We start from the raw sequence: 26,873 nt of genomic DNA on the forward strand, positions 1-26,873 counted from the left end.
CTTAACCGGTTCAATAAACCGGTTAAGTAGAAAAGAGGTGTAGAAAAAATATGAATAAAATTTGTATTTTAGGAAGCATAAATATGGATTTAGTATTAAAAGTAGATAAAATGCCAGAGGCAGGACAAACTATATTATCTAAAGAATACAGCAAGTTACCTGGAGGAAAGGGTGCTAATCAAGCTGTTGCTGCTCAGAGATTAGGAGCTAATGTTTGTTTTATAGGTAAAGTTGGAGATGATGAAAATGGTAAATCATTATTAAAATCTCTTAAAGAAGATAAGATAGATGTAAAAAATGTAATGATAAGCAATAACAATCCTACTGGAATGGCAATTATTACTGTTGATGATGATGGAAGAAATTCAATTGTAGTAGTTCCAGGTGCGAATATGGATGTAGATGAAAATTTAATAGAAAATGCTAAAGATATTATAAGGGAATCTGATGTTATAATTACACAATTTGAAACTCCTATAAAAACTGCAATAAATGCTTTTAAAATTGCTAAAGAAAATGGAGTTATAACCATATTAAACCCTGCACCTGCAAATAAAATACCAGATGATCTTTTAAAACTTACTGATATTATAGTTCCAAATGAAAGTGAAACTTTTGAAATAACAGGAATTAATGCAATTAATGAAAACGATATAAGAAAAGCTGCAAATAAATTTATAGAAAAAGGAGTAAAATTCGTAATAATCACTTTAGGAGAAAGAGGAGCGGCTTTAATAGATAGTGATAATTTCAGCATTATAAAAGCACATAAAGTAAAAGCTATAGATACAACTGCTGCAGGAGATAGTTTTATTGGGGCATTAGCTAGCAGATTAAAAACAAAAGAAAATATAAATTTTAAAGTTATAGAAGAAGCAGTTAAATTTGCTAATAAAGTTTCATCAATAGTAGTTCAAAGAAAAGGTGCTCAACCTTCACTTCCTTACATGGAAGAAGTTATAAAAATATATGGTGGTGAATAAAAAATGAAAAAAAGAGGATTATTAAATTCAAATATTTCTGAAGTTATATCTAAAATGGGGCATACAGATGCTTTAGCAATAGGGGATTGTGGTCTTCCTATTCCAAATGAAACTCAAAGAATAGATTTAGCACTTATAAAAGATGTGCCGAGTTTTATCGATACATTAAAAGCTGTTTTAATGGAATTACAAATAGAAGAAGTAGAATTAGCAAAAGAAACAATTGAAGTTAGTAAAAATTTATATGAAGGAATAAAAAAAGAAATAGGTGATGTTAAGATAAAAATTATTACACATGAAGAACTTAAACAAAAATTAAAAGAATGTAAGGCAGTTATAAGAACAGGAGAACAGACTCCTTATGCAAATATAATATTAAAATCAGGAGTTGTTTTTTAAATAGATTTTAGGAGGAGAGGATATGAAGGATAAAAAACCTCTTTTAGAAATGGTTAATATATCAAAATCTTTTCCAGGTGTAAAAGCACTTGAAAACGTAAATTTAAAAGTTCATGCAGGAGAGGTATTGGCACTGCTTGGAGAAAATGGGGCTGGAAAATCTACTCTTATGAAAGTATTAAGTGGAGTTTATAAAAAAGATTCAGGTAAAATTTTAATAGAAGGAAATGAAGTTGAAATTCATGGTATTAAACATGCAGAAAAATTAGGAATTACTATAATACATCAAGAGCTTAGTGTTCTTCCTAATTTAACAGTAGCTGAAAATATATTTTTAGGTAATGAAAAATTTGGTAAAGTAAGCAGAAAAATAAATAAGCAATGGATGAGAGAAAGAAGTATAAGCTTTTTAGAACAAATAGGCTGCAATATAGATCCAGATACATTAGTAAAAGATATAAATGTAGGGGAAATGCAAATGATTGAAATAGCAAAAGCTTTGACCAAAAATTCTAGCGTAATAATTATGGATGAACCTACTACAGCCCTTACAGATGTAGAAACTAAAAAACTTTTTGAAGTAATTAAAAAACTAAAAAATAAAGGTATTGCAGTTATATATATATCTCATAGAATGGATGAAATTTTTGAAATTTGCGATTCTATAACAGTTTTAAGAGATGGTAAATATGTTGGACATGTAGAAACTAAAAATGTAACTAAAGATGAACTTATCACAATGATGGTAGGAAGAAAACTAGAAGAACAATTTCCATATAAAAGTGTTAAAAAATCAAAAACCTTATTAAAAGTTGAAAATATATCATTAAAAAATAAAGTAAAAAATGTAAGTTTTGAAGTAAAGGCAGGAGAAATTTTAGGATTTGCAGGATTAATGGGAGCAGGAAGAACAGAACTTGCAAAAACTATATTTGGTGATTACAAAAAATCTTCGGGAGAAATATATATAAATGGTGAAAAAGTAACAATTAACTCTCCTAAAGATGCTATAAAACATGGAATTTGTTATCTTTCAGAAGATAGAAAAAAGGAAGGTTTAATTTTAAATATGTCTGTCAGAGAAAATATGACACTTCCTAATTTAAAAAATTATGAAAACAATTTAATGAAGATTAATAAAAAAGCTGAAAAAGAAGAAGTAGATGAATATATACAAAAGCTTTCTATAAAAACTCCTAATCAAGATCAAATAATAAAAAATCTTAGTGGAGGAAATCAGCAAAAGGTAATTATAGCTAAATGGCTTATGCTTTCACCAAATGTTTTAATTATTGATGAACCTACTAAAGGTATAGATGTAGGTGCTAAAAAAGAAATTTATGAAGTATTGAATGAATTAAAAAGTATGGGAAAAGCAGTTATAATGATTTCTTCTGATATGGCAGAAATTATAGGAGTTAGTGATAGAGTACTAGTAATGCATGAAGGGGAAATAACAGGAGAGTTAAGTAGAAATGAGCTTACTCAAGAAAATATAATGAAATATGCTGTTGGAATTTAATTTTCAGCTGGCATTTTAAAGTAAAGGGGAGTGTAACATGGAAAATAATATAAAAAATTTAATTATAAAATATAAATCTTTAATAGGTTTAATAATACTATGCCTAATAATATCCATTATTACACCTAGATTTTTAACTATAACAAATATTTTAAATGTTCTTACTCAAGTTTCAGTTAATGCAATAATAGCTGTAGGTATGTGTTTTGTAATATTAACTGGAGGAATAGATTTATCTGTAGGTTCAATACTTGCTATAACAGGAGCTATAGCAGCTACACTAGCTACTAAAAATGTAAATGTAATTTTAAATTTATTAATAGTTTTATTAATAGGTGCTTTTATAGGTTTTTTAAATGGAATAACAGTTGCAAAAGGGAAAATACAAGCATTTATAGTTACATTAGCTACTATGACTGTATTTAGAGGAGTTACTTATGTTTATACTAAAGGTACCCCTATATCTGTAGTTGATTCAAAATTCACATTTGTAGGAAATGGGAAAATAGCAGGAATACCTATGCCTATAATTTTAATAATAATAGTAGTTTTAGCTGCATGGTATATATTAAATCAAACAAGATATGGAAGATATGTATATGCAGTTGGAGGAAATGAAGATTCTGCAAGACTTTCAGGAATAAATACAGTTAAAATTAAGACTTTAGTTTATGTAATTTGTGGTATGACTGCAGCATTAAGTGGTGTTGTAGTAACAAGCAGAATAGGATCAGCATCTCCAAATGCTGGAGTTGGATTTGAACTTGATGCTATAGCAGCAGTTGTTTTAGGAGGAACAAGTCTTTCAGGTGGAGAAGGTTCTGTTATAGGAACAATAATAGGTGCTATGATAATAGGAGTGCTTAACAATGGATTAAATTTAATAAATGTATCACCATTTTATCAGTCAATAGTAAAAGGATTGGTTATATTATTAGCAGTTATGCTTGATAAAAAAAATAAATAAAATTTATATATTTTAAAATTTAAGGAGGAATTATCATGAAAAGAACATATATAAAAATGTTATCAATTGCTTTAACTAGTGTTATTGCTATGGCAGGCTTTGCAGGATGTAATAAAGCTCAAACTGGTGGAGATAAAAAGAAAATAGGAATGGTAGTGTCAACTTTAAATAATCCATTCTTTGTATCCATGAAAGATGGAGCTACTAAAAAAGCAAAAGAGTTAGGATATGATTTAGTAATTGTTGATTCACAAAATGATGCAGCTAAAGAAAGATCTAATGTAGAAGATCTTTTGCAGCAAGGAGTATCTGTTCTTATTATAAATCCAACAGATAGTGATGCAGTTGGTAATTCAATTCAAGTTGCAAATAATAATAAAGTACCAGTTTTAACTGTTGATAGACAGGCAAATAAAGGTGAGGTTACAGCACATATAGCTTCAGATAATGTACAAGGAGGAAAGATGGCTGCAGAATTTATTCTTGAAAAACTTGGAGGCAAAGGCAACATAGTTGAACTTCAAGGAATACCAGGGGCATCAGCTACAAGAGATAGGGGTAAAGGATTCCACGATGTAATTGATGGAAAAGATGGTGTTAAAGTTGTAGCAAGTCAATCAGCAGATTTTGATAGACAAAAAGGATTAAATGTAATGGAGAATATAATACAGGCTACTCCTCAATTTGATGCAGTATTTGCACATAATGATGAAATGGCATTAGGTGCAGTTAAAGCATTAAAGGATAAAAAAGTATTAGTAGTTGGATTTGATGGTAATGATGATGCAAAAAAAGCAGTTGAAAGCGGTGATATGGCAGCAACTATTGCACAACAGCCAGATTTAATGGGAAGCTTAGCAGTTGAAACCGCTGTAAAAGTTATAAAAGGAGAAAAAGTTGAAAAAGAAATACCAGTTGATTTAAAACTTATAAAAAAATAATGTAAAATCCAAGGCTTTGTCCTTGGATTTTATAAAATAAAAAGTTATAGTATATATAAGTTAGTATTTAAATTTATAAAATATTAATATAAAATATAACTTAATATATAAAGTAGAGTAGAGGAATTAATATGAAAAAAATTACTATGATGGATATAGCGAAAAGAGCTGGAGTATCAAAAACAACAGTTTCTATGGTTTTAAATAAAAGAGATGAATCTATAAGTGAAGAAACCAAAAATAAAATATTAAAGCTAGCTGAAGAATTAAATTATATTCCTAATTCATTAGCAAGAGGGTTAACTATTAATAAAACATCTACAATAGGAATAATTCTTCCTGATATTACAAATCCCTTCTTTTCATACATTGCAAGAGCTATTGAAGATGCAGCTAGTTCTTTTGGATATAATGTAATATTTTGCAATACGGATAATAAAGTAGAAAAAGAGTTAGACTATATAAAACTTTTAATAAGTAAATTAGTTGATGGGGTTATATTTATATCTGGAGGTGAAAGTCGTAGCAGTATAAAATTACTAAAGGATAATGATATTCCATTTATTCTTGTAGATAGATATATAGAAAATTTTAGAGATGAATATGGAGTATATTCGTTAAATAAAGAAGGAGTTATAGAAGGCATTGAATATTTATACAATAAAGGAAATAGAAAAATAGTTTTTGTAAAAGGACATGAAAATCTTCAAATCTCAAATGAAAGATTAGAAGGATACAAATACGCAATGAAAAAACATGGTATATTTGATGAAAATCTTATATTTAAAGGTAACTTTACTATAGAAGGAGGTATTAAAGCCACAGAACAAATTTTACAAAAAGTAGATAAAATTGATGCTATATTTTATAGTAATGATATAATGGCGTTAGGTGGCATGAAAGTACTTTTGAGGAATAATTTTAAAATTCCAGAAGATATACGTATTATGGGTTTTGATAATATAGTTATATCTGAAATTTTTGAACCTGAGTTAACTACTGTTTCTCAGCCTATATATGATATGGGGAAAAAAGCTTGCGAATTATTGATAAACATAATAAATAATATTGAAATACCAAGTAAACAGATATATTTTAAAACAGAACTTATTATTAGAAAAACAACTTAAGTGCATACTTATTGTGATAATTGTATATGTTTAACTTTAAATTATAACTGTGAATATTGTATTATGTTATTTTGTTTTGATATTTACCTAACAATGATTCAATTAATATGTAATAAAAGACTAAATTAATTTTTTATATAAAATTAATTTAGTCTTTTATTACATATATTTTAAAAAATTAGAATTTAAATTTGTTCACATGTTCCAGCATATCTTTTGTCATATTACTCAAATTTTGTGCTGTTGAAGCCACTTCTTCGGTAGACGCATTCATTTCTTCGGAAGAAGCTGATATTTCTTGGGATGATGATGAAACCTCTTCAGCTACAGTAGATACTTCTTTTAAATTTATTAAAATAGAATCCTTTTGGTTATTTATATTTAAAGCGGAATAGTTAACTGCTTCTATTTTAGGTATTATTAAGTTTATAACAGTAATTATTTTATTGTAGGAATCTAATGCGGTTTTAATAATCATAGATTGGTTATCTAATTGATTATTCATATTGTTAGTAGTATTTTCAATTGTTGTACTGAACTCATTTGATATATTATTAATTAATTTATTTATATCTTCTGATGATATTTTTGTCTGTTCAGCAAGCTTTCTTATTTCTTCAGCTACTACAGAAAATCCTATTCCTGCTTCACCAGCTCTAGCAGCTTCAATAGCTGCATTTAACGCAAGTAAGTTTGTTTGATTTGCAATGTTATTTATAAAACTGGTTATTTCGTTTATTTTTATTATATTTTCACCAAGGCGTTCAATCTTGCCTATAAATTCTTTAAAGGAATTGGTAAATTTAATTACTGATTCTTGAAGGAACTTCATATTTTCATTTGTTTTGTCTGCCGTGTTTTTAATTTCCTTAGAATCTGAATTTATATTTTTTATCGATTGTACTATATTTTCTAATTCTGAATTGAAATTATTTAGTATTCCTGTAATTTGAGCCAAACTTTCCGCTTGTAAACATGTACTTTTAGTTACACTCTGTATTGCATTTGTAATATTTTCAGAAGAAGATGCAATTTCTTCTGATATTGCCGACAAAGTATCTGAGTGGCTATCAATATTTTGGGAACTTTCTTTAATTATTTTAATCATACTTTTTATTGAATCCTGTGTCGTTTTTACAGCTCTTGCTATTTCTCCAAATTCGTCACTTTTATTTAAATATTTTTGTTGAATGTCAACAGATAAATCTCCAGTTGAAATTAATTTTAATTGTTCATTTATATATCTAATTGGATTAATAATAATTTTTGAACATATAACTATAACTAATATTATAGTTAATAAAATTAATAATACTGTAAGTATTACAATTTTAAATAATATATTATTTATTTGATTATCAATTAATTTTTGATCAATTCCAATAAAAAACATTCCTATATTAGAACCATTAGCATCTTTTATAGGGATATATATTGCTTCATAAGGTACATTTAGAATAGTTGTAGAACCTATATATTCACTACCTTCACCTATAACTTTTTTTGTTATTTCTATGTTTGCTTTTGTTCCTATTGCTCGAGTACCATTATTAATTATAGTTGTAGATATTCGTGTATCTTTTAAAAATATGGTACAATGAATGTTTGCATTTTTTTTAATCATGTCTACTATTGCAAAATCATTATTAATTAGTTTATTTCCTTTGTACAGTTTATCATTTTCTATTTTCCAGTATCCAGGATATTTTTCGTTAATCAATTGAATACTTAAATTGGCGTTTGTTTTAAGAAGATTATTTGTTATAAAATTATTAAATTGAAAATATATTATAATATTAACAATTATACTAAATAATATTATAATAGAAATAATAAATGTGAGTAATTTACCTCTTGTTTTTATTTTCATATTTTCTAGTATCCCCCTTATATGTTGATTATAAAAATAAATATTTTTTTCAATTTATTTGTAGTATAATATAAATTTTATTAAAAATTATATTTTTTAAATTGTTTTAAAGTTAACTGTTTATTGATAATTTCAAAACAATTATATATTTTTACCATATTATTTTTCAATAGCATATGCATAAATTTTAATAACTTTTTAATGCAAATTAACATCTTCCTTTCATTTTCATAAGTTTTTACTTTCTCTCACATGTTATTTCCAATCACTTTCTGTTACATATAAATGTATAAGCAGTTATCCAAATTAATTTAAGGTATTATAAGAATGAATTTAGTTATTATGCAATTATTTGCATAATAACTTTTATTAAACTTAATTAACGTTAAGAATAATACAAAGTTATATATCTAAGTTTTTTTATTTAACCCTTATATCTTTTGTGTTATAATTATAAAATAAAGCTGTACTATAATAATACTGATTTGGTTCTCACAAGGAGGTAAAAATGAGATTTGTTATAATTACTGGATTATCAGGAGCAGGGAAAACTCAGGCAGTAAGATGTTTAGAAGATTTAGGATATTTTTGTGTTGATAATTTACCTGCAACATTGATACCTAAATTTGCAGAAGCTTGTTATCAAACAGATGGAAAAATAGATAAAATAGCACTTGTTATAGATATACGAGGAGGCAAATTCTTTGATAATTTGTTTGAAAGTTTAAATTTCTTAAAAGAACAAAATTTTAATTATGAAATACTTTTTTTAGATGCTAATGATGAAACACTAATAAAAAGATTCAAAGAATCTAGAAGAAAGCATCCTCTTGCTCCAGAAGGAAGAATATTAAACGGCATAAATATGGAAAGAAATAGGCTTAAAGAACTTAAAGATAGAGCTAATAACATAATTGATACTACAAAACTTTCTCCTAGAGAACTTAGAGATAAGCTTATTTCTATATATTCGGAAGAAGGGCAAGTGGAAAACAAACTTATTATAACTGTATTATCCTTTGGATTTAAATATGGAATACCAGTAGATTCAGATTTAGTATTTGATGTAAGATTTTTACCTAATCCTTTTTATATACCAGAATTAAAGCCTTTTTCTGGAAATGATAAAGAAGTTTATAATTATGTATTTAATTTTGAAGAAACTAAAATTTTTATTAATAAACTTGAAGATATGATAGAATTTTTAATCCCTAATTATTTAAAAGAAGGGAAAAGGCAGCTTATTATATCTATAGGATGCACAGGTGGAAGACATCGCTCTGTAGCAATAGCAAATGAATTATATAAAAGATTGAAAAATAAAGGGCACAATATAACTATTGATCATAGAGATATAAATGAAGATATAAATAGGGGTGGAATAAAGTTATGAAATTTATCGACTGGATAAGACCAGGAATTAGAGTTAAAAGATGGATTTTGCTTGGAGCCCTTGGAATTTTTTTAATAGCTTTTGGTCTTGTTGAATGGATACAGCACAGATTTTATAGTGCATCTTATATTGCTTTTTATATTTTTCTTATAGTATTAGGTTCTTTTATACTTTATCTGGCTGTTTCACAAGGTATGCGTTCTTTTATATTTTTAATTAATAAAGGGTATATAAATGTGTCTATTGATTCAAAAAAACTTGAAAATTTAATATATGAAAAGAGACTTTTGGTTAAAGGACCTAAAATAGTTGTAATTGGAGGAGGTACTGGCTTATCCACTATGCTTAGAGGATTAAAACATTACACTTCCAATATTACAGCTATAGTAACGGTGGCAGATGATGGAGGAGGATCTGGAGATTTAAGAGAAGATTTAGGTATACTTCCTCCAGGAGATATAAGAAACTGTATATTAGCTTTAGCAGATACAGAACCTCTTATGGAAGAACTTCTTCAGTATAGGTTTAAAGGTGGAAGGCTTGAAAATCAAAGCTTTGGGAACCTTTTTCTGGCGGCTATGGATGGAATTTCTTCAAATTTTGAGGAAGCTGTTCAGAAAATGAGTTCTGTACTTGCAGTAACAGGAAAAGTTTTGCCAGTTACATTAGACAATGTAATACTTAAAGCAAGGCTAAAGGATGGCACTATAGCTGAAGGGGAGTCTAAAATAGGCAAAGAAGTACTTGAAAGAAACAGCCCTATTGATAGGGTTTTTTTAGAGCCTTCAAATGCAAGAGCGCTTAAAGAAGCTGTAAATGCAATAAAAGAGGCGGATGCTGTAATTTTAGGACCTGGAAGCCTTTATACTAGTGTTATACCAAATCTTTTAGTTGAAGATATTTCATCAGCTCTTAAAAAAACAAAGGCTATAAAAATATATGTAGCTAATATAATGACTCAACCTGGAGAAACTGATAATTATGGTGTTAAAGAACATCTTCAAGCTATATTTAAACATGCAGGCGGCGAAATAGTAGATTATGTAATAGCTAATAAAGGCAAAATTGAAAAATCTTTAGAAGAAAAATATTTAGAAGAAGGCTCAAAACTTGTAACTGTAGATGAAGAAGAAATTGAAAAGATGGGAGTTAATGTTATAGAAGGAAACTTTATTAAAGTTAAAAATGGATATGTAAGGCATGATTCTGAAAAGCTTGCATCAATACTTATTGAAACTATAATGGATAAAAAACTTTTATATGATAAGAAAAAAATAATAGAATATTTTTATTTATCAGAGAGACTTAAAGAAATAAAAGGAACAAAAATAAAATAAAAACTGAGGAGGAAACTATATGTCATTTTCGGCCAAAGTTAAAGGTGAAATTTGTAGAATAGATGAATTAACAAAAGAAGAAATTAAGGCCGAGCTTGCAGCTATAATGAAGGTTAGCGGAACCTTATCTTTAGGTTCTAATAAACAGCTTAGCTTTAGAATTACAACAGAAAATCCTTCTATTGCAAGAAGAATATTTAAAATGTTTAAAAAATATTTTAATATTCACAGTAAACTTTTTGTAAAAAAAAGTAATTCTTTTAAAAGAACTAATATATATATGGTTGTTATAACTGAGGAAATGGGTGTTAGAGATTTACTAAAAGAAATGGGAGTACTTAATATTAATGGAATAGAAGGAGTTATATCTTTAGATTACAATATTCCTAAAGAACTTATAAAAACAGAAGAATGCAAGCGTGCCTATATTAGAGGATCTTTTTTAGGAGGAGGAAGCATAAGCAATCCTGAAAAAGCTTATCATCTTGAGTTCGTAACACACAATAGTGATTATGCAAAAGAACTAAGTATGCTTATAAATTCTTTTTCTCTTTCTTCTAAAGTTATACAAAGAAAAGGAAGTTATATAGTTTATATAAAAGAAGGAGAACAGATAATTGATCTTTTAAATATAATAGGTGCACACTCTTCTCTTTTAGAACTTGAAAATATAAGAATTATGAAAGAAATGAGAAATAATGTCAATAGACTTGTAAATTGTGAAACTGCAAATTTAAGTAAAACTGTAAATGCTGCAGTAAGGCAGGTTGAAAGTATTAAACTTATACAAAAAACAATAGGACTTCAAAGACTTCCTAAAAATTTAAGAGATATTGCTAAATTAAGACTTTTATATCCAGATGAATCGTTAAAAGAGCTTGGAGAACTTTTGGATCCCCCAGTTGGGAAGTCAGGGGTAAACCATAGATTAAGGAAAATTGAAAAAATTGCACAAGAGCTTAGAGGAGAGGAGTATTAATTTATTATGTCAAAACATGAAGATATTATAAAGTATATATTATCTTTAGATGTTGGTACTAAAATTTCTGTAAGAAGTATAGCAAATGAATTATCAGTAAGTGATGGTACTGCATATAGAGCGATAAAAGATTGTGATGCAATGGGTATTGTAACAACTATACCAAGGGTTGGAACTGTAAGGGTTGAAAAGGTAGAAAAAAAAAGTATAGAAGCTTTAACTTTCGGGGAAGTTGTTAATATAGTTGATGGTACTATTCTTGGTGGTAAAGATGGAGTTCATAAAATTTTAACTAAATTCATAATAGGTGCTATGACTACAGATGCTATTTTAAAATATATTACTCCAAATTGTCTTGTAATTGTAGGTAATAGAGAAGAAGTTCAAAGACTAGCTCTTTTAAATAATTGTGCAGTACTTATAACAGGAGGTTTTACCTGCAGTGATGAAATTAAAAATATTGCTAACGAAAAACAACTTCCTATAATTTCATCAAGCTATGATACTTTTACTACAGCAAGCATGATAAATAAAGCTATGTCTGAAAATCTTATAAAAAAGGATATAATATTGGTTGAGGACATAATGATAACAGAGCCAGTATTTTTAAGGGATACTGATATAGTAGCTCATTGGAAGGGGCTTATGATTGAAACAAAACATGAACGTTATCCAGTTGTAGATAGTGAAATGAAAGTAGTTGGGATAGTTACTTTAAAAGATATGTCTATTGAAAATATAGATGATGATGAGCCTATAAGTAAGTTTATGACTAAAAATATTATAACAGTAACGCCTAAAACTACAGCGGCTTATGCTGCACATATAATGGGCTGGGAAGGCATTGAGATGTGTCCTGTAGTTAATGGGAGAAAGCTTATAGGAATTGTAAGCAGGCATGATGTTATAAAGGCTCTTCAGTATATGTCGCGGCAGCCGCAAGTTGGAGAAACTATTGAAGATTTAATACTTAAAAATTTTGAATTTGATGATAAAGGAGATAAAATGCATTTTTGGGGAAAGATTATACCCGAAATGCTTGATTCAGTCGGCACAGCATCTTGGAGTGCTCTTAATATGATGCTTTCTACTATGGGAATTATGACTCTTAGGCAGAGAAATAATATAAATATATCTGTAGATAGTATTTCTACATATTTTATGAAACCTGTTCAAATAGATAGTCAAATTGATATACTTACAGAAATTATAGATATGGGTAGAAATTTTTGCAAAGTTGAAGTAACTATGGTTGATACTAAGAAAGAACTTATAGGTAAAGCACTTATTTCAGCTAAAATTATGAAAAAATAAATTATTTCATTTTATTTAAAAATCTATTTAGAAAGGGGCGAAACTTTGAAAGAAAAATTTGATAGAGATTTTGTTCATTTACATGTACACACAGAATACAGTCTTTTAGATGGTTCAGGGAAAATACCTGATTTAATTGCCCGGGCAAAGGAACTTGGAATGAAAAGCATAGCTATAACAGATCATGGAGCGATGTATGGCTGTGTTGATTTTTATAAAGCAGCAAAAGAGCAAGGAATAAAGCCTATAATTGGATGCGAAATATATGTAGCTTCAAAATCTATGTATGATAAAAGCAGTAATAAAGGGAACAATACTTATCATTTAGTTCTTCTTGTAAAAAATGAAATAGGATATAAAAATTTAATGAAAATAGTTTCAAAAGCCTCTATAGATGGATTTTACTATAAGCCTAGGGTTGATCATGATTATTTAAAAAAGCATAGTGAAGGAATAATTGCATCTAGTGCCTGTCTTGGAGGTGAAGTTCAGTCAGCTCTTTTAAACGGTAATAGAAAAAAAGCAGAAGAAATAGCACTTTTATATAAAGATATATTTAAAGATGGATTTTATTTAGAGCTTCAAAATCATGGAATAAAAGAACAACTTGCAGTAAATGAAGAACTTATAAAATTATCTAAAGAATTAAATATTCCATTAATATGCACTAATGATGTTCACTATATAAATAAAGAAGATGCAAAGGCACACGATATTTTGCTTTGTATTCAAACTGGAAAGACAGTAGATGAAGAAAATAGAATGAGATATCCTACAGATGAGTTCTATTTAAAATCCCCTGAGGAAATGTATGAAATATTTTCTTATATACCTGAAGCATTAGAAAATACAGTTAAAATAGCAGAACAATGTAATTTTGATTATGAGTTTCATGTTTCTAAATTACCTAAATTCCCTCTGCCAAGTGGTTTAAATGCTTATGACTATCTTAGAGAAAATTGCTACAAAGGATTAAAAGAAAGATATAAAACAATAAGCAAAGAACTTACAGATAGGCTTGAATATGAACTTGAAGTAATAAAAAGTATGGGTTATGTAGATTATTTTCTTATAGTTTGGGATTTTATAAGATTTGCAAGAGAAAATCAAATACCAGTTGGCGCAGGGAGAGGATCAGCAGCAGGCTCTTTAGTTGCATACACTTTAGGAATAACTAAAATAGATCCACTTAAATATGGATTAATATTTGAACGTTTTTTAAATCCAGATAGAGTGTCCATGCCAGATATTGATTCTGATTTTTGTTATGAACGTCGTCAGGAAGTTATTGATTATGTTGTAGAAAAATATGGAGTAAATAATGTATCTCAAATAATAACTTTTGGAACAATGGCGGCTAGAGCCTGCATAAGAGATGTTGGAAGAGCTATGAATTATTCTTATGCAGAAGTAGATAAAATTGCAAAAATGATTCCGTCTATGCTTGGAATAACTATAGATAAAGCTCTTGAAATAAATCCAGAGCTTAAAAGTGCTTATAAAAATGATGATAGAGTAAAAGAACTTATAGATGTTGCAAGAGCTTTAGAAGGTCTTCCAAGACATTCAGGTACTCATGCTGCAGGTGTTGTTATAGCTTCTGAGCCTTTAGTTAATTATGTTCCAATGCAAAAGAATGATGGTAATATAGTAACTCAGTTTCCTATGGGTACTTTAGAAGAACTTGGTCTTTTAAAGATGGATTTTCTTGGCCTTCGTACACTTACAGTAATGAGAGATGCTGTAGATATGATTAAAAAAGGGCGAGGCATAGATATAGATTTAGATAAAATTGATTTTAATGACAAAGAAGTATATAAAATGATTGGAGACGGAAAAACTGTAGGGGTATTTCAATTAGAATCTCCAGGCATGACTTCATTTATGAAAGAATTAAAGCCAGATAATCTTGAAGATATTATAGCAGGGATAAGCCTTTATAGACCAGGTCCTATGTCTGAGATACCTAGATATATAGAAGGAAAAAGGAATCCAGAAAAAACTCACTATGAAACACCTGAACTTGAATCTATTCTTAACGTAACATATGGAGTAATGGTATATCAAGAGCAGGTTATGGAGATAGTTAGAAAACTTGCAGGATATTCTATGGGACGTGCAGATTTAGTACGTCGTGCTATGTCAAAGAAAAAACACAAAGTTATGGAGCAGGAAAGACATAATTTTATATATGGTATTGTAGATGAAAATGGGAATGTAGAAGTACCAGGTTGTGTTAGAAATGGCATAAGTGAAGAAATAGCTAATAAAATATTTGATCAAATGATGGATTTTGCATCTTATGCTTTTAATAAATCTCATGCTGCAGCTTATGCTGTATTAAGTTTTCAGACAGCCTACCTTATGTATTATTATCCTACAGAATATATTGCAGCAATGTTAAACAGTGTTATGGGGATTAATGAAAAGATAGCTTTTTATATACGTTTTGCAAATGAACTTGGAATTGAAGTACTTCCACCAGATATAAATGAAAGTTTTGCTAAATTTACAGTTAAAGATGGAAAAATACGTTTTGGTATGGCATCAATTAAAAATGTAGGTATAAACGCGATTGAAAGTATAGTAAAATCTAGAGAAGAAAAAGGAAAGTTTAAAAATTTAAATGATTTTTATAATAAAATAGATATATCTGTTATAAATAAAAGAGTTATTGAAAGTCTTATAAAAGCTGGTGCATTTGATAGTTTTAAAGTATTTAGATCACAGATGTTAGCTGTTTATGAAAAATTTTTAGATAGTGCAAACAATGATAGAAAAAGGAATATACAAGGGCAGATTAGTTTATTTAATGATTTTAATACAGATCTTAGTAATTTTGAAATTAAATATCCTAATATAAAAGAATTTGATAAAAAATATATTTTAGCTATGGAAAAAGAAATGACAGGAATATATTTATCTGGCCATCCTCTTGAAGAGTACGAAGAAACTTTAAAACTTCAAACTAATACAAGGATATCTGATATAATAGTAAATGAAAGCCTTGAAGAAGGAAATTTAGAGGAAACATCTAAAATAAAAGATGGTGATAAAGTTATAATAGGCGGGTTAATATCAGAAGTAAATAAAAAAATTACTAGAAATAATGATATGATGGCTTTTATAAAACTTGAAGATATGTATGGGGATATAGAAGTTATAATATTTCCAAAAACTTTTCAAAATTATAAAAATATTATTTTGGAAGATAATGTTGTAATTATAACTGGGAGAATAAGTATTAAAGAAGAAGAGCAGCCTAAAATACTTTGTGAAAGCATAGAACCTTTAATAAAGATTAATAATGAAAAAGTATATATTTTAATAGAAGAAGAAAAACTAAGGAAGGAAGCTTTTAAAAAAATAAAAGAAAAACTTCTTCAAAATAAAGGGAATCAGCCTGTTTATATTTGTACCAAAAAGGAAAGAAAAAAATTTAGGCTTGATAGAGAATTTTGGGTAAAACCTAACGAAGAAATAATATCTTTTTTAAAAGATGAATTTGGAGAAAACAATGTAAAGGTGCAGTAAGACAAAGATATGACAAATATATATTAAAATTTTATACAAAAAATATTGTAAAATTGTAACTTAACTTATTTACTTATATTATATTGTATATTGCATATTTCGTCATATTAAGCTAAAATTAGATTGATAATTGTAAGTTTGCAGCATATGTAGTACAAAATTATATCTATGCGGACTATATGAGGAGGGAAATTATGAAAACAATCGCCATATTAACTAGCGGAGGAGATGCTCCTGGAATGAATGCTGCTATAAGAGCAGTTGTTAGAGCAGGATTGGATAAAGGCCTTAAAGTAATGGGAATTCAAAGAGGATATAGCGGCCTTTTAAACGGAGAAATTTTTGAAATGAACAGAAACAGTGTATCTGATATAATTCATAAAGGTGGAACTATATTAAAAACAGCCAGATGTGATGAATTTAAAAAAGAAGAAGTAAGAAAAAAGGCTGCTCAAATATTAAAAATTTTTGGAATAGATGGACTTGTTGTAATAGGAGGAGACGGTTCATTTACTGGAGCAAAGCTTTTATCTGATTTGGGAGTTAAAACTGTAGGAATTCCTGGAACTATAGATAATGATCTTCCATATACAGATTATACTATTGGTTTTGATACTGCTTTAAACACAGTTTTAGATGCTATAAATAAACTTAGAGATACATCAACTTCACATGAAAGAATAAGTATTGTTGAAGTTATGGGAAGAAATTGCGGAGATATTGCACTACATGCTGGGCTTGCAGGTGGAGCAGAAAGCATAATTGTTCCTGAAAAGGGATATGATTTAGATGAAATCTGTAAAGTAATACTTGATGGAAAGCAAAAAGGAAAGCTTCATAATCTAATAATACTTGCAGAAGGAGTAGGTGGAGCTAACGAGCTTGCAGAAAAGGTTGAAAATATAACAGGCATTGAGACAAGAGCTACAATACTTGGTCATATACAAAGAGGTGGAAGTCCATCCGCTTTTGATAGAATACTAGCTTCAAAGATGGGTGCTAGAGCTGTAGAACTTTTAGTAGAAGGTAAAACTGCAAGAGTAATTGGAGTAAGAGGCAATGAGATTATTGATTTAGATACTACTGAAGCTCTTGCTATACCAAGAAAGTTTGATGAAAAAACTTTTGAAATAGCAAAAACTCTATCATATTAATACATATAAGGGGAAATTATTATGAGAAAGACAAAAATAATCTGTACGGTAGGTCCAGCAAGTGAAAGCGAAGAAACAATTTCTAAATTAATAGAAGCAGGGATGAATGCTTCAAGACATAATTTTTCTCACGGAGATCATGAAGAGCATAAAAGAAGAATTGAAACTGTTAAAGCATTAAGGGCAAAATATAATAGACCTATAGCTATAATACTTGATACTAAAGGTCCTGAAATTAGAACTGGTAAGTTTGAAGGAGGAAGTGCAGAACTAAAAGAAGGAGATGACTTTACTGTAATATGTGGTGAAGATATTTTAGGTAATAGTCATATGTGTTCTGTAACTTATAAAGACTTATGCAAAGATGTAAAGATAGGAGATTCTATTCTTATAGCAGATGGTCTTGCAGGACTTGAAGTACAATCTATTGAAGGTAATAGAATATATTGCAAAGTAAAAAATAATAGTGTTATAGGAAATAATAAAAATGTTAATGTACCTGGAGTTGTTACAAATCTACCACCTGTAACTGAAAAAGATATAGAAGATTTAAAATTTGGTATTGAAGTAGGGGTAGATATAGTTGCAGCTTCATTTATAAGAAAAGCTTCAGATGTACTTACAATAAGAAAGGTTCTCCAAGAAAATGGAGGAGAGGATGTTTTAATTTTTTCAAAGATAGAAAACCATGAAGGTGTAAATAATATAGATGAAATAATTAAGTTTTCAGATGGTATAATGGTAGCAAGAGGAGATCTTGGAGTTGAAATACCTACTGAAGATGTTCCAGTAGTTCAAAAGATGATAATAGAAAAGTGTAACATAGCAGGAAAACCTGTTATAACTGCTACTCAAATGCTTGACTCTATGATTAAAAATCCAAGACCTACAAGAGCAGAAGCATCAGATGTTGCTAATGCTATATTTGATGGTACTGATGCTATAATGTTAAGCGGAGAAACAGCAAATGGTAAATATCCTGTTGAAACAGTTATAACTATGTCTAAAATAGCTGAAAGAGCTGAAAAAGCACTTAATTATGAAGAAAAATTAAAGAAAAGAAGAAGAAATCATATACCAAATGTACCAAATGCTATAAGTTTAGCAACTTGCAATACTGCTATGGATTTAAAAGCTTCAGCTATAATAACTGCAACTCAAAGCGGGCATACTGCAAAGATAGTTTCAAATTACAGACCAGAATGCCCAATAATAGCTGTTACACCATATTGGAAAGTAGCAAGAAAGCTTGCACTTAATTGGGGAGTATTCCCAATAGTTTCTGAAAAGATGGAATCTACAGATGAAGTTATTGAAAAATCAGTTAATATAGCTCAAAATGCTGGATATGTAAAAAATGGAGATCTTGTTGTTATTGCAGCAGGAATACCTGTAAATTACATTGGAACTACAAATATGATGAAAGTACATGTTGTTGGAGATATATTGGTTCAAGGTAAGGCTTTAGGTTCAACTCATGGATACGGAACAGCAAATGTAGTTGAAAACTTAAAAGAAGCTGAAGAAAATATCCAAGATGGAGATATTCTTGTTGTAAAACATCTTACTGAAGATTATGTGGAATTATTAGATAAAGTTTCAGGAATAGTAACAGAAGAAAAGGAAGTTTCATCAGATATATCAATCAAATGTATAGCTAGAGAGATACCTCTTATATATAATGCAGTTGGAGCAGCTGATATTATAAAAACAGGTTCATTTATTACTCTAGATATAAGAAGAGGAATTGTATACAGCGGAAAAGTAAATTTAGTATAATTAAATTTATTTAAAAATTTTTTATAATAAAAGGTATGCTTATAAATTATTTAAGCATACCTTTTATTATACATTTTTTAAAGTTATAATTAGTGTTACCGTCATTTTTAAAATAAAAATAGTTAAATTATATATTAAATTGAATAAAATAATTTATAAAAAAACTATTGACTGAATATACAAAATAATATAAAATTAATTTAACATCAATGATCAGAAAGAGTAAATACAGAAATTTAGTCTTAGCGAGTCTGGGATGGTGCAAGCCGGATACTGTAGTCTGTATTGAATGGGTCTGTGAGATGAAGTGCGAATTTATAGTAGCATTTTCCGGGAGTCTTCCGTTAAAAGGACAGGGTATCGATTAATTCTGTACCTGATAAAGATAAATTTCCATTTAGGTGGCATAGCGAGTACAACATCTCGCCCTATGTGAGGGCTAGGTGTTTTTTTATTTACTTTAAAATTTATGTAAGCTTTGCTATTATTAAATTGGAAATTTAATATGGGTGGCACCACGAGTCACTTCGTCCCATAACTTAGACGAAGTGGCTTTTTTTATTTTATAAAATAGGGGGCTAAGATATGTTGAATTTAACTGAAAAAGAATTTTATACACTAAAAAAAAGTAATAAAGTTTTTCCTGTAATATATGAAGCCTATGCAGATGAACTTACTCCAATTATAATGTTTTATAACCTTGAAGGAAAATATAGATGTCTTTTAGAAAGTGCTTTGGCAACTAAAGATAGTGGCAGATATTCATTTATGGCAGAAAATCCTTATCTTAAAATTAAAAGTTACAAAAACAATATAACTATTATAAAAGATGATGGAACAAAAATAGAAAAACAAGGAAATATATTAGATGAAATTAAAAAAGTATTAAATTTAGAGTATAAAGCTGTAGATTTACCTTTTAGTGGAGGTGCTATAGGTTATATAGGATATGATGTTATAAGACAATATGAAATACTTCCTGATAAAAATAAAGATGAAATAAATATACCAGAAGCTTATTTATTATTTTATAAAACAGTTATTTGTTATGACCATTATAATCATAAGGTTTATATAATTTATAATGTACTTCCTGAAGATAATCTTAAATATGAAGAAATAAAAAATATTTTATATTTAACTTATGAGAAGATAAAAAGCAGAAGGGAAATTCACACACTTAACAGCAATGGATCAGCTAACAGCATAAAATCTAATTTAACTAAAGAAGAGTACTGCAAAATTGTAAATAAAGCTAAAGACTATATAAAAAAAGGAGATATATTTCAAGTAGTTTTATCTCAAAGATTTAATATCCATACAGATGAAAATCCTTTTGAAGTATATAGAAGATTAAGATCTAAAAATCCTTCACCATATCTTTTTTATATAGAGTTTGAAGATTTTCAGGTAGTAGGATCATCTCCAGAGAGCCTTGTAAAAGTAATTGATAATACAGTAATTACTAATCCTATAGCTGGTACAAGACCTAGAGGAGAAAATAGCGAAGAAGACAAATTATTAGCACAAGATTTGCTGTCAGATAAAAAAGAAAGAGCTGAACATGTAATGCTTGTAGATTTAGGAAGAAATGATATTGGAAGAATAAGTGAATTCGGTACTGTTAAATTAGATAAATTTATGGAAATAGAGTTTTATTCACATGTAATGCATTTGGTTTCAAAAGTTACAGGCAAATTAAAAGAGGGATTAGACTGCTTTGATGCATTAAAAGCCTGTCTTCCAGCAGGAACAGTATCTGGTGCTCCAAAAATAAGAGCAATGGAAATAATAGATGAACTTGAAAATGTAAGACGTGGTTTATATGCAGGAGCTTTAGGGTATTTCTCATATGATGGCAATATGGATATGTGTATTGCTATAAGAACTGTAATTTTCAAAAATAAAACTGCGTATCTTCAAGCGGGAGCCGGAATAGTATATGATTCGGATCCAATTAAAGAGTATGAAGAAACGATAAACAAAGCTAAAGCGTTAAGGGTGGTGATTTAATGCTTCTTTTAATAGATAATTATGATTCATTTACTTTTAATTTATATCAAATGTTAGGAGAAATATACAGTGATATTAAAGTTATTAGAAATGATTCTATTACTATAGAAGAAATATCTAATATGAATATAGATGGAATTATTATTTCTCCAGGCCCTGGAAGGCCAGAGAAGGCTGGTATTTGTGTTGATGTAATAAAAAATTTTGCAGGTAAAATTCCTATATTAGGTATATGTCTTGGTCATCAAGCTATAGGCTATGCTTTTGGAGGGAGAATAATAGGTGCAGAAGAAATAATGCATGGAAAAACTTCAGAGATTTTTGTTTATGAAAGTAACATATTTAAAGATATACCAAAGAGTTTTAATGTAATGAGATATCACTCATTAATTATTGAAAAAGAGAGTTTGCCAAAAGAACTAAAAATAATAGCAAAAACAAAAGATGATTTAATAATGGGAGTAAAACATAAAAATTTTGATTTATATGGACTTCAATTTCATCCTGAATCTATTTTAACGGAATATGGTGATAAAATATTGAAAAATTTTATAGAGGTGATTTGTAATGTTAAATGAGGCTATTAAAAAAATTGTTGCAGGAGAAAATCTAACAATTGAAGAAGCAGAAACAGCTATGAATGCAATAATGAAAGGAGAGTGTACTCCTTCACAAGTAGGGGCTTTTCTTATAGCTCTTAGAATGAAAGGAGAAACTATAGATGAAATAACTGGATGTGCTAAATCTATGAAACAAAATGCAAAAAGTTTCAATGTACCTTCTTTTGCAATAGATACTTGTGGTACAGGAGGAGATGGTGCAAATACTTTTAATATATCTACGGCTGTAGCTATAATCGCAGCTGCTGCAGGTATAAATGTTGCAAAACATGGTAACAGAGCAGTTTCAAGTAAAAGTGGCAGTGCAGATGTACTTTGCGAGTTAGGTTTTAATATAGATTTTGAAACTAAAATTTCTGAGCAATGTCTTAAAGAAACAGGAATGACATTCTTATTTTCACAAAAATATCATCCTGCAATGAAAAATGCAGCTCCTATAAGAAGCGAGTTAGGAATAAGAACTATATTTAATATTTTAGGACCTCTTACAAATCCTGCAGATATAAAGGGGCAGGTGCTTGGTGTATTTGATATAAATTTAACCCATATTCTTGGAGAAGTACTTTTAAAACTTGGAAGAGAAAGAGCACTTGTAGTACATGGAAATGACGGTTTAGATGAAATAACAACTACTACTATTACAACTGTAACAGAAGTAATAAATGGAAAAGTTATAGATTATACTATAAATCCTTTAGATTATGGTATACCACTTTGTACAAAAGAAGAAATAAAAGGCGGAAATTCAAAAGAAAATGCAGCTATAATTTTAAATATATTTAAAGGCGAAAAAGGACCTAAACGTAACATAGTAGTAATGAATTCTGCAGCTGCTTTATATGTAGGAAAGGCAGTAGATAATTTTAAAGATGGGATTATTATGGCAGAAGAAATTATTGATTCTGGAAAGGCTTATGATAAGTTAAATGAAATAGTAAACTTTAGCAAGAAGGTGGCAGTTTAATGATATTAGATGAAATTGTTGAAGTTAAAAAGAAACAGCTTAAAATAGAAAAGTCAGAAAGATCTTTAGATGACTTAATTAAAAATATAAAACCGAGAGATATTAGAAATTTTGAAAAAGCCCTTAATAAAGATTCTATATCTATAATAGCAGAGATAAAAAAAGCTTCTCCTTCAAAGGGGGTTATTATAGAAAATTTCAATCATAAATCTATTGCAAAAATATATGAACAAATTGATATAGATGCTATTTCAGTACTTACAGAAAAACATTTTTTTAAAGGTAATGATAAATATATAAAAGATGTAAAAGAAATATCTAGTAAGCCTGTGCTTAGAAAAGATTTTATTATAGATGAATATCAAATATATCAAGCTTTAGATATAGGCGCAGATGCTATTCTTCTTATAGCAGCTATTTTACCTGGAAAACTTAAAAAATTTTATGATTTAGCATCAAGTTTAGGCCTTCATGTACTTATTGAAGTTCATAATGAAAGTGAGCTTTATGAAGCACTTGAAAGCGGTGGAAAGATAATAGGAATAAATAACAGAGATCTTAAGACATTTAAAGTTAGTTTAGATAATACTGAAAAACTTGTAAAATCTATACCTAAAGATAAAATAATAGTTTCAGAAAGTGGAATAGCTAATGCTGAAGATGTAAAATATTTAAAAAGTTTTGGAGTTAATGCTATATTAGTTGGTGAAACTTTTATGAGAAATATTGAAAATAGAATTAAAATTTACGAATTTGTAAGAGCTTGTAAAGATGGTGTTAAACTATGATAAAAATTAAAATTTGTGGTTTAACAAGAGATATTGATGTTGAATATGTAAATAAGTTAAGACCAGAATATGCAGGTTTTGTATTTGCTAAAAGCAGGAGAAAATTAAGTATTGATACTGCTTTAAAACTTCGGCAGAAACTAAATAAAGATATAAAAGCTGTAGGAATTTTTGTAAATGAAGATATTGAAATTGTACAAGAAATTGCAAAAAAAGTTAAATTAGATGTATTACAATTTCACGGTGAAGAAGATATTGAATATACTAAAAATTTTAAAAATTTTGAAGTTTGGAAGGCAATCCCAATTAAAAATAAAGATGATATTTCTAATATATATAAATATAAAAATATAAGACTGCTTCTTGATTCAAAGGTTGATGGAATAAAGGGAGGCAGTGGTAAAAGTTTTGATTGGAATATATTAAAAGGACATAATTTAGAGGATAAAATAATTCTCGCAGGAGGTTTAAACTGTGAGAATGTACAAGATGCTATAAAAACTATACATCCATTTGCAGTAGATGTATCTAGTGGAATTGAAGTTAATGGATTTAAAGATTTTAACAAAATGAAAAAATTTATAGATAAAGTGAGGGAATTTAAATGAATGGAAGATTTGGACAATTTGGAGGACAATATGTACCAGAAACTGTTATGAATGCAATAACAGAATTAGAAATTGAATTTAATAAAGCTATTAATGATAAAAGTTTTTTAGATGAATATAAATATTATTTAAAAGAATATAGTGGAAGAGAAACTCCACTTTATTATGCAAAGGCTTTAACTGAAAAATATGGAGGAGCTAAAATTTATTTAAAAAGAGAGGATTTAAACCATACCGGAGCTCATAAAATAAATAATGTTTTAGGGCAAATACTTCTTGCTAAAAGAATGGGCAAAAAAAGAATAATAGCAGAAACAGGTGCTGGACAGCATGGCGTTGCTACAGCTACTGTTGCTGCAATGTTTCAAATGGAATGTGAGATATTTATGGGAGAAGAAGATATAAAAAGGCAGGCACTCAATGTATTTAAAATGAAAATATTAGGTGCAAAGGTTAATTCTATAACTAGTGGAACAGGAACTTTAAAAGATGCTGTAAATGCAGCTATGAGAGATTGGGTATCAAATATTGATAATACTTTTTATGTTATAGGTTCAGTAATGGGACCGCATCCATATCCAACAATGGTAAGGGATTTCCAAAGAATAATAGGAGATGAAGCAAGAAAACAGATAATGGAAAAAGAAGGAAGACTTCCAGATTATATTATAGCTTGTGTTGGTGGTGGAAGTAATGCTATGGGTATCTTCTATCCTTTTATAGAAGATAAGGATGTAAATCTTATAGGAGTAGAAGCTGCAGGACTTGGACTTGATACAGATAAACACGCAGCAACTATTAACAAAGGATCTCTTGGAGTAATTCATGGAATGAAAACTTATGTTCTTCAAGATGAAGATGGTCAAATAATGCCAGTTTATTCTATATCAGCAGGACTTGATTATCCAGGAGTAGGACCGGAGCATGCATATTTAAAAGATACAAAAAGAGCAGAATATGTGGCTGTAACTGACAAAGAAGCATTAGAAGCTTTTAAAGAATTATCATTAATGGAAGGTATAATACCTGCAATAGAAAGCTCCCATGCTATTGCTTATACATTAAAATTAGCTCCAAAGTTAAGTAAAGATAAAATTATTATAGTTAATCTTTCAGGCAGAGGAGATAAGGATATTGATACTGTAGCTAAAGAAATGGGGGTAGAACTATAATGAACAGGATAGATTTAAAATTCAATGATTTAAAAGAAAAAAACGAAAAAGCATTAATAACTTTTATAACAGCAGGCGATCCAGATAGAAATACTACTGTTGATTTAGTGTTAGCTATGGAGAAAGCAGGAGCAGATATAATAGAATTAGGTATACCTTACTCTGATCCTATGGCAGATGGAATAGTTATACAGGAATCTTCACAAAGAGCACTTAAAGCTGGAATAAAAATAAAAGATATAATGGGTATTGTAAAAGACATAAGAAAGCAGTCTAATATACCTATTTTATATTTAGTTTATTATAATTGTATTTTTAAATATGGTATAGAAAATTTCATAAAAGAATGTAATGAATGCGGCATTGATGGACTTATAATTCCAGATCTTCCTTTAGAGGAAAAAGGAGAAATTGCACAAATAGCTTGTGAATATAATGTGCATATTATTCCAATGGTAGCACCTACTTCAGAAGAAAGAGTTAAAAATGTTTTAAAATCTGGCGGTGGATTTGTATATTGTGTATCAATAAATGGTGTTACAGGGGCAAGAGATAATATATCTACAAATTTAGAAAATTACATGAATTTAGTGGGGCAGTATAGTAAAATACCAAGAGCAATTGGGTTTGGAGTATCTAGTGCTAAAATGGCAAAAGAATTTGCAAAATATGCTGAAGGTGTAATAGTTGGAAGTGCTATAATAAAAATTATAGCTGAAACAGAAAATAAAGAAGATGCTGTGTATAAAGTTGAAAATTTTGTTAAAGAACTTAAAAATGCTATTTCTAATGTATAACTTTATAATAATAATTAATGTTATATAGATTACACCCTTTACAAGTAAATTAAAATTACTAAAAAAATCATAGTACCAAATACCACTTTATTACCAATACTAATCTTGAACAAACATAGCATTGCTGTAGGAGGTAGATGGTACATATGATTAATGTTGACGAAAAATCTATAATTAAAACAATAAATTTTATAAATATGTATAATTTAATTAAAAATTGATAAGAATATTTTAATAGAAAATAAAAGCAACTGATTTATTTTAATTACTTAGAGCAGCTTAGCTGCTATTTTTTTATATAAAATATACATTTAAACAAAAAAAGTTTTTAAATATATATTTTGATTAACCTACAATAAGCTGTAAATTAATTTTTATTATATAATCTATATGCTTTTGAATTTCTATTGTATCTATATTATAGTGTTCAATCTTTAATAAAAAGACTTTTGGGGGATAACTATATTTTTAATTTAAAATAATATTAGTAAAATTTACTGTATTTTTAAGAATAAATTTTACAGTATGTGATAAAATATAATTATAAGAAATATGAATAATAATATAGTGATTTTATTTAATGTAATATAAAATCTTCCCAATATACAT

The 26,873-nt window shown here is 28.4% G+C and carries 21 protein-coding genes and 1 other annotated feature; of the genes, 20 read left to right on the forward strand and 1 reads right to left on the reverse strand.

The window, feature by feature from the left end:
• Nucleotides 1–50: 50 nt before the first annotated feature.
• The 6 genes from rbsK to EGD97_RS05115 all read left to right on the forward strand — a co-directional run bounded on the left by rbsK (nt 51) and on the right by EGD97_RS05115 (nt 5,942).
• Nucleotides 51–983 carry a ribokinase gene (gene rbsK / locus EGD97_RS05090; protein WP_127836640.1) on the forward strand — a complete coding sequence of 311 codons (933 nt, stop codon included), beginning with the start codon at nt 51–53 and terminating at the stop codon, nt 981–983.
• 3 nt (nt 984–986) lie between these two features.
• Complete coding sequence (gene rbsD, locus EGD97_RS05095; RefSeq protein ID WP_127836641.1) at nt 987–1,382, forward strand: D-ribose pyranase; 396 nt, start codon at nt 987–989, stop codon at nt 1,380–1,382.
• 22 nt (nt 1,383–1,404) lie between these two features.
• Nucleotides 1,405–2,904, forward strand: a complete 1,500-nt coding sequence (locus EGD97_RS05100) for a sugar ABC transporter ATP-binding protein (protein ID WP_078682744.1) — start codon at nt 1,405–1,407, stop codon at nt 2,902–2,904.
• 37 nt (nt 2,905–2,941) lie between these two features.
• Nucleotides 2,942–3,871: a ribose ABC transporter permease gene (gene rbsC / locus EGD97_RS05105; protein ID WP_127836642.1), complete on the forward strand. Its 930-nt coding sequence runs from the start codon at nt 2,942–2,944 to the stop codon at nt 3,869–3,871.
• Between the two features lie 35 nt (nt 3,872–3,906).
• Complete coding sequence (gene rbsB / locus EGD97_RS05110; protein ID WP_078682742.1) at nt 3,907–4,812, forward strand: ribose ABC transporter substrate-binding protein RbsB; 906 nt, start codon at nt 3,907–3,909, stop codon at nt 4,810–4,812.
• A gap of 131 nt (nt 4,813–4,943) precedes the next feature.
• Nucleotides 4,944–5,942, forward strand: a complete 999-nt coding sequence (locus tag EGD97_RS05115) for a LacI family DNA-binding transcriptional regulator (protein ID WP_127836643.1) — start codon at nt 4,944–4,946, stop codon at nt 5,940–5,942.
• 178 nt (nt 5,943–6,120) lie between these two features.
• Here the strand turns inward: EGD97_RS05115 and EGD97_RS05120 are convergent, their stop codons facing one another.
• Nucleotides 6,121–7,812 carry a methyl-accepting chemotaxis protein gene (locus EGD97_RS05120; RefSeq protein WP_127836644.1) on the reverse strand — a complete coding sequence of 564 codons (1,692 nt, stop codon included), beginning with the start codon at nt 7,810–7,812 and terminating at the stop codon, nt 6,121–6,123.
• Between the two features lie 508 nt (nt 7,813–8,320).
• Between EGD97_RS05120 and rapZ the strand changes: the two genes are divergently transcribed.
• The 14 genes from rapZ to trpA all read left to right on the forward strand — a co-directional run bounded on the left by rapZ (nt 8,321) and on the right by trpA (nt 26,264).
• Nucleotides 8,321–9,205, forward strand: coding sequence for an RNase adapter RapZ (gene rapZ / locus EGD97_RS05125; protein WP_078682739.1), 885 nt, complete (start codon nt 8,321–8,323; stop codon nt 9,203–9,205).
• A complete protein-coding gene (locus tag EGD97_RS05130) occupies nt 9,202–10,542 on the forward strand; it encodes a gluconeogenesis factor YvcK family protein (RefSeq protein ID WP_078682738.1) in 1,341 nt (446 codons plus the stop codon). The genes rapZ and EGD97_RS05130 overlap by 4 nt, the downstream gene beginning before the upstream one ends.
• 19 nt (nt 10,543–10,561) lie before the next feature.
• Complete coding sequence (whiA, locus tag EGD97_RS05135; protein ID WP_078682737.1) at nt 10,562–11,521, forward strand: DNA-binding protein WhiA; 960 nt, start codon at nt 10,562–10,564, stop codon at nt 11,519–11,521.
• Nucleotides 11,522–11,527: 6 nt separating this feature from the next.
• Nucleotides 11,528–12,835, forward strand: a complete 1,308-nt coding sequence (locus EGD97_RS05140) for a DRTGG domain-containing protein (protein ID WP_078682736.1) — start codon at nt 11,528–11,530, stop codon at nt 12,833–12,835.
• Between the two features lie 45 nt (nt 12,836–12,880).
• A complete protein-coding gene (locus EGD97_RS05145) occupies nt 12,881–16,369 on the forward strand; it encodes a DNA polymerase III subunit alpha (protein ID WP_078682735.1) in 3,489 nt (1,162 codons plus the stop codon).
• Nucleotides 16,370–16,563: 194 nt separating this feature from the next.
• Nucleotides 16,564–17,523, forward strand: a complete 960-nt coding sequence (pfkA, locus tag EGD97_RS05150; protein ID WP_078682734.1) for a 6-phosphofructokinase — start codon at nt 16,564–16,566, stop codon at nt 17,521–17,523.
• Between the two features lie 21 nt (nt 17,524–17,544).
• Nucleotides 17,545–19,302, forward strand: a complete 1,758-nt coding sequence (gene pyk / locus EGD97_RS05155; protein WP_127836645.1) for a pyruvate kinase — start codon at nt 17,545–17,547, stop codon at nt 19,300–19,302.
• A 200-nt stretch (nt 19,303–19,502) separates the two neighbouring features.
• Nucleotides 19,503–19,840, forward strand: a binding site (T-box leader).
• A 47-nt stretch (nt 19,841–19,887) separates the two neighbouring features.
• A complete protein-coding gene (gene trpE, locus EGD97_RS05165; RefSeq protein ID WP_127836646.1) occupies nt 19,888–21,315 on the forward strand; it encodes an anthranilate synthase component I in 1,428 nt (475 codons plus the stop codon).
• Complete coding sequence (locus EGD97_RS05170) at nt 21,315–21,893, forward strand: anthranilate synthase component II (protein ID WP_127836647.1); 579 nt, start codon at nt 21,315–21,317, stop codon at nt 21,891–21,893. Before trpE ends, EGD97_RS05170 begins: the two co-directional genes overlap by 1 nt.
• Nucleotides 21,883–22,899: an anthranilate phosphoribosyltransferase gene (gene trpD, locus EGD97_RS05175; protein ID WP_127836648.1), complete on the forward strand. Its 1,017-nt coding sequence runs from the start codon at nt 21,883–21,885 to the stop codon at nt 22,897–22,899. The genes EGD97_RS05170 and trpD overlap by 11 nt, the downstream gene beginning before the upstream one ends.
• On the forward strand, nt 22,899–23,687 hold the full coding sequence (gene trpC / locus EGD97_RS05180; protein ID WP_127836649.1) for an indole-3-glycerol phosphate synthase TrpC: 789 nt from the start codon (nt 22,899–22,901) through the stop codon (nt 23,685–23,687). Before trpD ends, trpC begins: the two co-directional genes overlap by 1 nt.
• Nucleotides 23,684–24,295 (forward strand): phosphoribosylanthranilate isomerase, encoded by a 612-nt coding sequence (locus EGD97_RS05185; protein ID WP_127836650.1) that lies wholly within the window; start codon nt 23,684–23,686, stop codon nt 24,293–24,295. The genes trpC and EGD97_RS05185 overlap by 4 nt, the downstream gene beginning before the upstream one ends.
• A complete protein-coding gene (gene trpB / locus EGD97_RS05190) occupies nt 24,292–25,467 on the forward strand; it encodes a tryptophan synthase subunit beta (protein WP_127836651.1) in 1,176 nt (391 codons plus the stop codon). The genes EGD97_RS05185 and trpB overlap by 4 nt, the downstream gene beginning before the upstream one ends.
• Complete coding sequence (gene trpA, locus EGD97_RS05195) at nt 25,467–26,264, forward strand: tryptophan synthase subunit alpha (RefSeq protein WP_127836652.1); 798 nt, start codon at nt 25,467–25,469, stop codon at nt 26,262–26,264. The genes trpB and trpA overlap by 1 nt, the downstream gene beginning before the upstream one ends.
• The last annotated feature ends 609 nt before the right edge of the window (nt 26,265–26,873 follow it).

This window comes from Clostridium prolinivorans (genome assembly GCF_004011155.1).
Classification (GTDB): Bacteria; Bacillota; Clostridia; order Clostridiales; family Clostridiaceae; genus Clostridium_AT; species Clostridium_AT prolinivorans.